9 protein-coding genes are annotated in these 12,728 nt (G+C 54.7%); 4 read left to right on the top strand and 5 right to left on the bottom strand.

The features are described 5' to 3' along the window. The first annotated feature begins 572 nt into the window (after positions 1-572). The 3 genes from ABWP27_RS09820 (at position 573) to ABWP27_RS09810 (ending at position 4,652) form a co-directional block, all read left to right on the top strand. On the top strand, positions 573-1,085 hold the full coding sequence (locus tag ABWP27_RS09820; RefSeq protein WP_353156069.1) for a sigma-70 family RNA polymerase sigma factor: 513 nt from the start codon (positions 573-575) through the stop codon (positions 1,083-1,085). Continuing rightward, positions 1,078-2,055, top strand: a complete 978-nt coding sequence (locus ABWP27_RS09815) for a FecR domain-containing protein (protein WP_353156068.1) — start codon at positions 1,078-1,080, stop codon at positions 2,053-2,055. Before ABWP27_RS09820 ends, ABWP27_RS09815 begins: the two co-directional genes overlap by 8 nt. A gap of 89 nt (positions 2,056-2,144) precedes the next feature. Continuing rightward, on the top strand, positions 2,145-4,652 hold the full coding sequence (locus ABWP27_RS09810) for a TonB-dependent receptor (RefSeq protein ID WP_353156066.1): 2,508 nt from the start codon (positions 2,145-2,147) through the stop codon (positions 4,650-4,652). 266 nt (positions 4,653-4,918) lie between these two features. Here the strand turns inward: ABWP27_RS09810 and mltB are convergent, their stop codons facing one another. The 5 genes from mltB to ABWP27_RS09785 all read right to left on the bottom strand — a co-directional run bounded on the left by mltB (position 4,919) and on the right by ABWP27_RS09785 (position 11,144). Beyond that, on the bottom strand, positions 4,919-6,022 hold the full coding sequence (mltB, locus tag ABWP27_RS09805; protein ID WP_353156064.1) for a lytic murein transglycosylase B: 1,104 nt from the start codon (positions 6,020-6,022) through the stop codon (positions 4,919-4,921). Further along, entirely contained in the window at positions 6,019-8,040 is a 2,022-nt protein-coding gene (locus ABWP27_RS09800; RefSeq protein WP_353156062.1) for a transglutaminase TgpA family protein, read from the bottom strand. Before ABWP27_RS09800 ends, mltB begins: the two co-directional genes overlap by 4 nt. Next, positions 8,037-9,035, bottom strand: coding sequence for a DUF58 domain-containing protein (locus ABWP27_RS09795; RefSeq protein ID WP_353156060.1), 999 nt, complete (start codon positions 9,033-9,035; stop codon positions 8,037-8,039). The genes ABWP27_RS09800 and ABWP27_RS09795 overlap by 4 nt, the downstream gene beginning before the upstream one ends. Positions 9,036-9,062: 27 nt before the next feature. Beyond that, positions 9,063-9,983 (bottom strand): AAA family ATPase, encoded by a 921-nt coding sequence (locus ABWP27_RS09790; protein ID WP_353156059.1) that lies wholly within the window; start codon positions 9,981-9,983, stop codon positions 9,063-9,065. Positions 9,984-10,109: 126 nt separating this feature from the next. Further along, entirely contained in the window at positions 10,110-11,144 is a 1,035-nt protein-coding gene (locus tag ABWP27_RS09785; protein WP_353156057.1) for a transporter, read from the bottom strand. Positions 11,145-11,491: 347 nt separating this feature from the next. On the opposite strand from ABWP27_RS09785, the gene ylqF reads away from it, so the two are divergent. Then, complete coding sequence (gene ylqF, locus ABWP27_RS09780) at positions 11,492-12,415, top strand: ribosome biogenesis GTPase YlqF (RefSeq protein ID WP_502905332.1); 924 nt, start codon at positions 11,492-11,494, stop codon at positions 12,413-12,415. Positions 12,416-12,728: the final 313 nt, after the last annotated feature.

Here is a 12,728-nt window from a genome sequence, read left to right as displayed (position 1 = left end):
GGATGCGCAAGTCTGGATCAATGGCGACGGCGAATCGCTGTTGATTGATTTGCAGGCCTTGAAAGTGCCGACGGCGATTGCGCGATAAGTGGTGAACGATAAAACGGTGAGCGAAAACGGTCATATTTGCCTCTGTGTTATCGATTTACACATCAATTAAGATGCGCTTGAAATTCCCCTTTATGCAGCACTAACCGGCCAAGTTATTGATGCATATCGCTTGCAAACCTCAACTTATGAGTTTGTGCAACATACTGCATTTCATGTGAAATGTTTTTTTGCCAATATTCCAACATCAATGCCTTCCGGCTTTCTGTGTAATAAATCCTGGATATCGCGCCATTTGCAATACTCCTTCTGCTTACGCAGTGTTTGGTGTGTTGCATCGGCAGCTTGAATTCAGGATCAATTGCGGGCGATCCCATATCCCCAAAACAAATCAACAATCCCCCTTGGTATTTGCAAGCCACAGATTGCTTCAAAAGTGATTGCTCAATTTTTGAGTGTGGCAATATAATGAGAATAATTCGCATTACTAATTGCAGTGCTTGCCCAGCCGAGGAAGCTCGTCCGTGTCTACCACCGAAACTCATGTACATCAGCAAATTGGTGCGCTTTACAGCGAGCACCACGGCTGGCTTGTCGGATGGTTGGGGCATCGATTGCATTGCAAAACTCTGGGTGCCGATCTGGCGCAGGATACGTTCACCCGAATCCTGGGCGCTGGGAGGCCGCTGGATTTGCGGGAGCCGCGCGCTTACCTGACAACGATCGCCAAAGGTCTGGTCAGCACTTATCTGCAACGGAAAAAACTGGAGCAAGCGTATCTCGATGCCCTGATGTTGATGCCGGAAGACAGTTATCCGTCTCCGGAAGAACGCATGCTGGTGCTGGAAGTGTTGACACTGATTGATAGCGTCCTCGATGGTTTGCCAAGCAAGGTCAAACAGACTTTTCTGCTGTCTCAACTCGATGGTTTGGGCTACGCCGAAATTGGCGTCCAGTTAGGTATTTCACTGAGCACCGTTAAGCGACACATGGTGCTGGCTTTCCGTCACTGTCTGACGGCTGCTTCCAATGAATAACGCAGGAATCCGCAATGGAACCCGAGCCGACATTCCGAGCGTCATTCTGGATGAAGCTGCGTTCTGGTTGATGGAACTGCACAGCGGTCAATTGGATGCCAGGCAACGCCAAAAATTGAATGAATGGTGCGCACGCAGTGCAGATCATGAACGCGCATGGCAACGTGCACAGACGTTTTCAACAAAATTGCAGGGCTTGTCTCCCGCAGGATCGAAAGCCCTGAAACAACTGGCCGGTTCGGATCGCCGCAAGGCTGTCAAGACAATCGCCGCTTTGCTGGTTGCGGCTCCCGTCGGATGGCTTGGCTATCGCTATGCATTTGAAGGTGAAGGTGTGCGATACAGCACAGTTGTGGGGCAGCAGAGAGAAATCGTTCTGGACGACGGTAGCTGCCTTGTACTCAACACCAATACCGAAGTCGATGTCGTTTTCAGCGAAGATCAGCGCCGCCTGATTTTGCGTCGAGGTGAAATTTTCGTCACAACCGCGAAGGACAGTCGCTCCTATCCGCGGCCATTCTCCGTTCAGGTCAAGCAGGGAAACATGCGTGCCTTGGGGACCCGGTTTACGGCGCGGCAAGAAGATGCAAAGAGTCATGTTGCCGTGATGGAGGGCTCGGTGGAAATCACGCCTATCGAAAACACAACGGCCAAAATCGTTGTGCGGACCAACGCACAGTCCTCTTTTACCAGTAAAGAGGCGGATATTCCTGTCGCACTGGATGCTGGTACTGGCAGTTGGGCGGATGGAATGCTGGTCGCGCATAAAATGCCGATGGCCGTATTCCTCGCTGAACTGGATCGCTATCGCCCTGGAAGACTGCAATACGATGCGCGTGTTGCCAAGCTGCCTGTTTCTGGCGCGTTTTCCTTGAAGGATACCGACCAGACTTTGGCGACATTGCAACAGACAATGCCGGTGCGCATCCAGTATTTGACCCGTTACTGGGTAACGGTCACGCCTCAATAATAAATTTTTCAGAAAACATGAGCCTTTTTTGAATTTCGTTAGGCATATCAGATAAGAGGCAACACTATCTGATTATCGAAAGGCAGAAAATGGCATCGCAGCAATCGAAACCTAAAGCAGTACGTCACATTACATTTGCAAAACGCTCCGTGCTTTCTCTCGCCATTCAATCGGCATCCTGGATGTTTGCCGCTGGCACGGCCGGTTTTACCGCCCATGCGCATGCAGCGGATGTTGTCGAGAATACGCAAACCTACGTCATTCCAGCCGGGCCATTGGGGCAAACATTGTCCATTTTTGCTGCCAAGGCAGGCGTATCCTTTTCTTTCGATGCGGCTCTGACAGAAGGCAAATCAAGCAAGGGAATCAACGGGAAATACTCTGTCCCCGGCGGGTTTTCACATCTGCTGGAAGGCAGCGGCTTGCAGACGCAACGCCTGCCGACCGGCGCATTTACGTTGCAAGCTCTGCCGGTCGCCGCAAAACAGGCCGCAGTATCTACTTCGACCAAGCCGGAAGTGGCGGATTTGCCGGCCATCGATGTGGTTGCACAACGCATGGATAGCAAGCTGATTCGTCCTACACGCCAGGTTAATGTCATCGAGCACGAAGAGTTGAATGAATTGCGCCAGGCATCCAATAGCGTGGGGGCCTTGTTGAGCAAGGTAGTGCCGGGCATGGCGGATTCCAGCCGCACGATTACCGAATATGGACAAACGCTGCGTGGCCGCAACATGCTGTTGCTGGTGGACGGCATTCCTATCAATACCAATCGTGACTCATCGCGTAATCTGGCCACGATTAATCTGGGCAGCATTCAAAAAGTGGAAGTGTTGCGCGGTAGTAGTGCGATTTATGGTTCCGGTGCGACCGGAGGCGTGGTTGCCATCACAACGCGTCCGCCGGGTGGCGAGCCCTATGCCGAAACTACTTTCACGCTCAATTCACCATTATCAAGATTTCGTGCCGATGGCATTGGCGGGGAAATCAATCATTTTCTTTCCGGCTCCAACGATGTGGTGGACTATGCATTCAACATAGGTCTGCAGCATATCGGCGGATCCTATGATGCGCATGGCGATCGGCTTGCGCCTGAACCTAGCCAGGGCGATTTGTTCGACAGTAACAACTATGCCATCGGCGGCAAACTCGGTTTCCGTATAGACCGAGACCAGCGCTTGCAGTTGGCTATGAGTCGTTACGTTGCAGATCAGGATAGTGACTATGCGTCCGATCCATCGGTGGCAAAACTACCGGCAGGCTCAACGGTTGCCCGTCCGATCAAGGGCTTGCAACTTGGTGATCAAAACCAGATTGAAAATACGCTGCTTTCTGCGGACTACCAAAATACCAATGTTCTTGGCGGCGAGTTATCGGCACAAGTTTATTACCGCGACTACTTCACTCGCTTTACACCGTTTGATGCACGCACGCTGAAGAATCGTGGCAATAACGTGGACCAGGTGATGCAGAATTCTGATGTGTTTGGCGGCCGCCTGACACTCACCACGCCGCTAGCTGAAAGCACCAAGCTGATCTGGGGCATGGACTTCAACCAGGAACGCAGCGACATGCCGGATGACGTATTCAATCCGGCCGTGTACGACAGCAGTGGCGGAACGGTATTCCAGAAAACCAAGCAGGTCATCTATATGCCCGAGCTGACCACGCGCAGCATCGGTGCTTTCGGTCAGTTGCAGCATAAGCTGAATGATCAGTGGTCGTTTGAAGGCGGAGCGCGTTATGAGCGTTCCAGAGCCCAGTTCGATGATTTTGTTTCTCTATTCGAAAGTACGAACACTCCGCAGGGAACGGTGAAGGGTGGAACAGTCAAATACGACGCATGGTTGTACAACATCGGCGCCGTATTCAAGCCGGTCAAGAATCATGAAGTGTACGCAGCATTCAGCCAGGGATTTCAGCTTCCTGACATCGGGGTGATCATTCGTAATGCAAGCGCAAGCTTGAATCTTGCATCATCGACGCTTGCTCCGGTTAAAACCAACAACTACGAATTAGGTTGGCGCGGTGCATTTGGCGACGTGCTGGGTTCTTTTGCGATCTTTGAATCGACTTCAAAACTAGGTGATGTGCAAAGTATCAACAATGGACTGATTTTGTTGAGGACTCAGGAGAAGATCAAAGGTGTTGAAGCCAGCCTTGATTATCTGCCATCTGGAAGCTGGGGTGGTGGTGCGACATTTACCTATATGCAAGGCAAAGAACGCCCTGCCGGTAAAGCCGATCAAGACATGACAGGCTATCGCATTCCGCCGGTAAAAGTAACCGGCTACGTTCAGTACAAGCCGAGCGAGCAGTGGAGTCATCGTCTGCAGGCAACTTACTTCGGTTCGCGCGACTATCGCTTGAATGGCGTGGAAGGTTTTGGACGGCGCGATGTTCATAGCTACACCACGCTGGATTTGATCAGCCGTTATGCTTTTACGCAGAAGGACACAGTGACAGTAGGTATCGAGAATTTGCTGAATAAATACTACCTGCCTGCTTACAGTCAACTGATGCGCAATAGTAATAACACCAGTCGTCTGCCGGCGACCGGCGCCGTACTGAGCGTGATGTATAAGCACGTTTGGTGATACTCGATCAAGATCAAGTGACACAAATTCATGCCGGAGATTTGATATTTAAAAAGCCCGCTTATTGCGGGCTTTTTTGTTGGAAGTACATTGCATTTTTAAATGGCCATGACTGCTTCAGGTCGTGATGGTCGGCGATAGTAATACTTTTCAATATGCTTCCGCCGGGTTTCGTTACGGTAGAAGTTGATGCTGGTGCAGCAGGACTTGTTAGATGCGCTGGTATATACATGCAAAAAATTATGTGTAAACCGGCATATGTCGTTTCAGTAATTGCGTGCCGCTCGCACTGCGCGGCTCAAGTCGATCACCGACATTGCATAAAAAAAGCTGCGATTGTATTGCGTGATCGCAAAAAAGTTGGGCGCGCCCAGCCAGTATTCGCTGGCCTCAGCACCATTCTGCAAATCCACCAGACCGAACAACATATCGGATGGCGGTTCCATCGTCGGTGTGACGCCGGCCGCCTTTAATTCCGTCACGCTGAATTTTGCTTCCAGACCCTGGCCGATAAAACGCTGCCAGTTTTCCGTCATGTCCACGGTGGCGGGAAAAACCGTGGGCTCGCCGGTACGCCAGCCGTGCTGCACCAGAAAGTTGGCGACACTGCCGATCGCATCGACTGGTGAGTTACGCAGATCGATATGGCCATTGCCATCGAAATCGACGGCAAATCTACGTATGCTGCCGGGCATGAATTGCGGCCAGCCGATGGCGCCTGCATAAGAACCCAGCAATGAAAACGGATCGATTTTTTCATCACGCGCGAACAGCAAGGTGTTTTCCAGCTCGCCACGGAAATAAGCCATGCGTGCGCTGCGGTTCGCTGTTTCGGGGTAGGAAAATGCCAGTGTCGTGATGGCGTCCATCACGCGGAAGTTGCCGGTATTGCGACCGTATACGGTTTCCACACCGATGATGGCAACGATGATTTCCGCCGGGACGCCATACAGCTTTTCGGCGCGCGTCAGCGCATCGGCATAGGTATTCCAGAAGGCGACGCCGGCATCAATGCGTACCGGCTCGACGAAGCGGCTGCGGTAGGCTGCCCAGTTTTTCGGCTTGCCGGGTGGTGCCGGTTTCATTAACTGGATGGCGCTATCGACGTAATGCGTTTTGCTCAGTGTGGCTTGCAGTTCTTTCTTGTCGAAGCCGTTTTTTTCTGCCATCCGGTCGATAAAGTCCGCGACATCGCGCCATTGGTTGAAGTTGGCGAATTCATCGCCTTGTACCGGTTTGACGACTTTCTTTGCCTTGACTGCGGTCTGCGGTTTTTTGCCGCTTTCATGGGCAAAGGCGCAGCCGCTGAGGGCGAGGACGGAGGAGAGTGCGAACAGCGAGGCGCGACTGGAAAAAAAGGAAAATGTCATCGGGATAGCTTCAATAGTGTTTTGAGTTTGGACAGCACGTCTGGCAGTGAAGATTTTTCAAGCGGACGGTAGCGTGCTGCTTCATACAGGATCAGGAAATTCTTGATGGCGTGTTTCTGCTCTTGCGTGAGTGCGGAAGCAGAGTCCAGCAATCGTTTTGAATAGGAACGCGGCCCCTCATGCGGATGACGCGGATAACCCAATTGCATCATTTGTTTGCAGAGCTTTGCATAGCTGGCATCGATGGGATCAATTTTTTTGCGATTGGCGTTCAATACCAGTGCGATCAGCAACATGATCGCAGCGCCGAGCGCAAACATCCATGCCGTCATCGCGCGCCAGTCGATGTTACCGAAGCCCAGCGTGCGTAGCAAACTCTTTTGCTGCTCCGGCGTGTAGTTCAATACCCATTGATTCCAGCCATTGTTGACAGCATCCCAACGGAAGCGCATTTTTCGCAGCCATGAATCGGGGCCGATGTTCACATTGAGCAAACCGCCGAATGCCGTGGTCGTCGCGGCACCGGCAAGATTGCGCTCTATCCGCTCAGGTGCAACGGCAGCAGTCGGATCTATCCGCAGCCAGCCGCGTTTTTCTATCCAGACTTCGGCCCACGCATGCGCATCCGATTGACGTACAGTCATGTAGCCATCCACGGGATTCATCTGTCCGCCCTGATAACCGGTCACGACACGTGCGGGGATATTCATCGCCCGCATCAGCACTACGAAGGCACCAGCGTAATGTTCGCAAAAACCGGCGCGGGTGGAAAACAGGAATTCATCGACGCTGTTGCGGCCCAGCAGCGGCGGTTGCAGGGTATAGCTGAATTTTTCCTGCCGGAAAAATTGCAGAACCTTGTTCACCAGCTCCAGATCGTCACCCGAGGTCTTGCGCAGCTCGGCGGCGAAGGTCAGTGCCTGCGGGTTGTAGCTTGCCGGCAGTTCCAGCCACTGTTGCAAGGCAAGCTGGCTTTCATTCGGCTGCAGCGCGTAGTCCAGATAGGACGCCACATCGTAACGGACACGATCTGCAATCGGGCGTTGCGACACCAGTTGAAAATCGGGTGTGATGCCGCTGCGATTGTTGATCAACTGAGGTGCAGACTGCGGCAGTTCCAGCGCAAACAGCCAGCGGCGTGAAGTGGGTTCCTGCGTGACCTGATAGCGCAAGGGCTGGCCGCGCGGCTCCCATTGCAGTGGCGAATTAAACTGATTGCGTGACGGTTGCCGGCTCCATGTACGACCATCGTATTGACCAAGTACGATGCCACGCCAATATAGTTTGGCATTGTCCGGTGCCGGATCGATGAACTTGACGCGAAATGCAATCTCGCCGGATAGCGCAAGCTGCGAGATATTTCCCGGCGCCATGCTGTCGGACAAGCCGCTGCGAGCGGAATTGGCAGCGCCGGGCATGCCCCACAGCGGGCCTTGTATGCGCGGGAACAACAGGAACAGCACGATCGTCAGCGGCACCGCCAGCGCAAAAATCATGGCACCCAGCCGCAGACGTTTGCGCAGTGGCGGTACCGCACCGGTATATTGAAACGACAGTTGCGCGGTCAGGATCGCAATCACGGCTGCGCTCATCAGCAAGGCGGTGACGATGGTTTGCGAATAAAAGAAATTTGTCAGCAGCAGGAAAAAACTCAGGAACACGACGACAAACAAATCGCGGCCGGCGTGCATCTCCAGCAATTTGAATGTCAGTAGCAGCACCAGCATCGCCACCCCGGCATCCTGGCCGAAAAACATTTTGAAGCTGAGATAGACACCGGCCATTGCTGCCACGGCAATCGGTAACAACAGCCAGCGCGGCGGCATGCGATTGCCGCGAAAGGTGATCCAGCCACGCCACAGCATCAATGCAATGCTGAGCCCGGTAATCCACAAGGGCAGGTGCAAGGCATGCGGCGCCAGCACCAGGCCGCAAGCGAACAGCAGGAGCAGGGTATCGGCCTTGTCGCGCGACATCGGGCGCACGGAGGATGGGAAAATCCTGTGCGGAAAACTCATGCGGTAGGCTCCGACGTTCGTTCGAACAGCGCCAGCGCGCGCAGACATGCAGCCTGATGCGCCGGTCCGACAGCCGGCGGGAAGTCGCTGCTGCCGAGGCGAAAGGCATAGGGCAGGCCGCGCATTTCTGCTGCCAGCACCCAGTGCGTCATGCGCGACAGCTTCAATTCCACATCCATCGCCCGCGGCAATTTTGCGTAGTCGATGGCCAGCTCGCTGCTGGCGCCGCCCTCAAACTGTTTGGTCACCAATGCACCGCCGTCGATGCGCGCAATTTGTCGCCATGCCAGATGACGTATCGAATCGCCGGCCTGGTAGGCGCGTATGCCGGCGAAATCGTCATGGCCGACATGGCCACGGCCATCTGCTGTTTCATCTTCATGCAAGGGTAGCGGCGGGCCGTCTGCTTCCGGCTGCGGATAAACCAGAACACGCATTGCCGGTTGCCAGTAACTCCAGGCGCGCAACAAGCCCAGTGGGAAGCGCGTCTGCAAGCGTATGCGCGGCGCGTCGAACCAGCCGCGTTCCTGCGTGGGCGCGCTGAGCATGACGCTACGGCTGCTGCCGGCGGCAATATCGGTGACATGATCGCGCATGGGTAAATCATCACCGATGAAAGCGAGCCAGATTGCATAGCGATCGTGCTTGCGGCGATTTTCCAGACGCAGCTCGAACTGTGCATCGGTGCCGGCGAACACGGCTGGCGCACGGCCCGGATGCAGATAAAGATGCGCCAGATTGCGGAAGGTCAGATGCATGTCGATGATGGCGCAGGCGCCCAGCAAAAACGTCAGCGCAAAGCCGAGGCTGAGACTGTAGTTGACCGAGCACAGGAAAAGCACCACCAGCATCACGCCGAACGTGAGGCCGGCACGGGTAGGGACGATGAAGACCCGGCGCTGATTCAAGAATACTTCGCCGACTTCCGCATCATGCAGTCTGAACAGCCAGCGGGCTGTCCATAGCTGAAACATTTTTTGCAAAGACTTGATCATGAATTCTGCGTGTGCATGCGCGCAGAATTAAACGCTGACCGATTTCATTAATTGCAGCACCAGATCGCGGCTGCTCAAGGCGCTGCCGGCCACCGATTTCAAGGGGCGCAAACGATGGGCGGCGACCGGTACCAGCACTGCTTGCACATCTTCGGGGATCACGTGATTACGCCCTTCCATTGCCGCCCATGCACGCGCCGCCTGCAGCAAGGCTATCGTTGCGCGCGGACTCAAGCCTTCGGCGAACATGCCGTTCTGGCGCGAGGCCTGTGCCAGCGCCTGGATGTAATCGATCAGCGAGGACGACGCATGAATTTTTTTCAGTTCGGCCTGCGCGGCCAGCAGGTCGGCCGGCTGCATGGCCATGCGCATGGCTTTCAGCAGCGTGCGCCGGTCTTCGCCCATCAGCAGGGCGCGCTCGGAAGCGGCATCCGGATAGCCGAGTGAAAGACACATCAGGAATCGATCCATTTGCGATTCCGGCAAGGGAAAGGTGCCGATCTGATGCGTCGGATTCTGTGTTGCGATGACGAAGAAAGGTTGCGGCAGGTTGCGCGTCACACCGTCGGAAGTCACTTGCCGTTCTTCCATTGCTTCCAGCAATGCAGACTGTGCCTTCGGCGTGGCACGATTGATTTCATCGGCCAGCAATACTTGCGTGAAGATGGGGCCGGGATGGAATACGAAAGCGTTCTTTTCGCGATCAAAAATTGAAATGCCGACGACATCGGCCGGCAGCAGATCGCTGGTGAATTGCTGGCGATTGAATTGCAGGCCGAGCGAGATCGCCAGCGCATGCGCCAGCGTGGTTTTGCCGACGCCGGGTACATCCTCGATCAACAGATGGCCACCTGCCAGCAGACACACCAGAGCCTGACGGATTTGCGTGTCCTTGCCGACGACAATTTCACTGACCTGTTTTGCAACTGCATGCACTTTGGCGAACATGGATTCTTCCGTGGACGGTTTGAAGAGTGGCGCAACCTGGCTATGGATGGCGCGCCGGGCAGAAATTTTAATGGCTGTCAGATTTTATGCGAGATTGACGCGCTCTGGAGAAAGTCGGGTGAGCGATCAATCCTGTTTTTGCTTGCGTACGACAAACCAGCCGGCCACCACGGTAAAGGTGGCAACGATTCCGGCCACGATCCAGAAACCGTATGCGTGATCGGCGAGCGGTACGCCACCGACATTCATGCCCAGCAAACCGGCAATGATATTGATCGGCAGCGCCAGCACCGTGACGATGGTCAGCACGTAGAGGCTGCGGCTGTTTTCTTCATTGACCTGGGCGGCGATTTCTTCCTGCAGCAACTTGATGCGTTCCTGCAGCGAACTCATGTCGCTCAGGACGACGGAGAATTCTTCAGTGGATTGACGCAATTCCTGCGTGTCGAGTTCGGCCACCCAGCCCGGCGGTTTTTGCAGCAGGCGAAACAGGGCGGCCGGTTCCGGCGCCAGCAGGCGCTGCAGACGCACCAGTATGCGTCGCAGCGCACCCAGATCCGTGCGCTGCTTGTTCAGGCGGCCGGCGAGCAGACTGTCTTCCACCTTGTCGACCCGCGCCACCGCATCGCGCACGATCCTGACCAGGACGTCGGCCTGATCGCGCAGCAGGTGCACCAGCAGTTCTACCGATGAGCGTATGGCATCGCCGCGCTCCACTGCCTGCCGCAGGCGTTCTATCGATTTCAGTGGCGTGCGGCGCGCGCTGATGACGACATGCTGCGTCACGCTCAGCCACAAGGTCGCGGTATCGGCGGAATCCAGCGAGAAGTTGTGCAGTACGTCGTTGACGACTGCAATCAATGTGTCATCGGCCAGTTCGATGCGGGTCGAGCGCGAACCGTCGTGCAGTGCCTCATTGAATTCATCGGCGACGTGTGCATGCTCGCCCATCCATTTTTCGCTGGCGGTATTGCTCAGATTGAAATGCAGCCAGATGAATTCGCCGGGGGCGCGTTCCGGCGGATTATTCAGCCACGCCAGTGCGGCGGCGGAACTGAGCAGCACGGCTTGCGTTGCATCCTGAGTGGCGCGCCCGAACAGATAGCCCCAGATCAGGCCGGATTGATCGGAGCCATAGCTCAAGCCGCTGGCAGCGATCATTGCAACTCCACAGCGACGGCCGGCATGACGGGATAGGGAAGGGTAGGGAGACGATGCACAATAGATAATTTTTCTGGCGGCGCAGCGTTATATTCACAGCTGAAAACCGCTGGAAAAGCGCTGTGCGGGAATTGGTCGGAGTCATTTCCGCGCCAGACTCCGTTGGCGCTGCAGGGCTATGCTGCACCCCGGATATGACATGGATATGACAATCGAGCATGGCTACCGGCCTGTAATGTGCATAACAGTGGGCAGCTTTGCTTCTGGCAGGGCTGTGAGCGAGTAAAATAGCGGCTTGCTTCCCTCAGATAAAGTCACGCATGTCCATACAATGGTACCCAGGCCACATGAACGCCGCCCGCAAGAAAGCGGCGGAGGCCATGGAAAAGGTCGATATGATCATCGAAGTGCTGGATGCACGCATACCGCAAGCCAGCTGCAATCCGATGATCGAAGAATTGCGCACATTCCGGCAGCGACCTTGCCTGAAGATCCTCAACAAGAGTGATCTGGCAGATCCTGCGGCAACCCAGCAGTGGCTGGATTTTTACAACAAGCAGAAAAATGTGCATGCAGTTGCGCTGAGTTGCAAGAAGCCGTCCGACGTCGCCAAGATTCCTGCGTTGAGCATGAAGATTGCACCGCATCGCGGCACCGCGCTCAAACCGCTGCGCATCATGATCATGGGTATTCCCAACGTCGGTAAATCGACCTTGATGAATGCGCTGCTCAAGAAGCGTGTTGCCAAGGTGGGTGATGAACCTGCCGTGACCAAGATGCAGCAGCGTCTCTATCTCGGCAATAACATCGTGCTGACCGATACGCCGGGCATGATGTGGCCCAAGATTGCATATCCGAGCGACGGCCTGATGCTGGCTGCCAGCCATGCAATCGGCAGCAATGCATTGATCGAGGAAGAAGTCGCGACCTTTCTTGCCGATATCATTCTGGCGCGTTATCCCGCGCTGGTGACGGCACGTTATGGCATGAAGACCGAAGGCATCGATGGTGTCAGTGTGATCGAAGGCGTGGCTGTGCGTCGTGGCCTGCGCATCAAGGGCGGCGAACTCGATCTGGAAAAAGCTGCGCATATTTTTCTGCAGGATTATCGTACCGGTCTGCTTGGGCGCATCAGCCTGGAAACGCCGGAAAGTCGCGTCGAATTGCTTGCCACCTTCCAGCCACCGCCATCGTTGAGTGATGTAGAAGATGAGAGTGAAGAAGATGCGCCGGAAGAAAATCGTGACGATGCGTTTTCACGCCGCCGTTAAATAAGCCTCGGCAGGAAATATCAAAAAACCCGCAAGGTATAAAACCTGCGGGTTTTTTGTTGGATGACGTGCGGCTGCAAGATGGCCGACAACATCGCATCCTTGCGCGATGGGTCAAGTCTGCAGGCAAGAGAGAATGTAGGTCGGGCTCCATCCTGGGTACGGCAACAAGACATGTTCGGAAGTTTTGTTATGTACCCGGCAGCTCATTCGCTGATATTTTCTTCATTTGCGTTTGCCAATGAATCCGCTTGCAGGATGATGGGTGAACTGCCTGTCATGACTACGTAATGGGATTTCTCTGATTCCGGTA

It is taken from the genome of Herminiimonas fonticola (assembly GCF_040395855.1).
Classification (GTDB): domain Bacteria; phylum Pseudomonadota; class Gammaproteobacteria; order Burkholderiales; family Burkholderiaceae_D; genus Oxalicibacterium; species Oxalicibacterium fonticola_A.
This window is presented reverse-complemented; position numbering and strand designations above follow the sequence as displayed.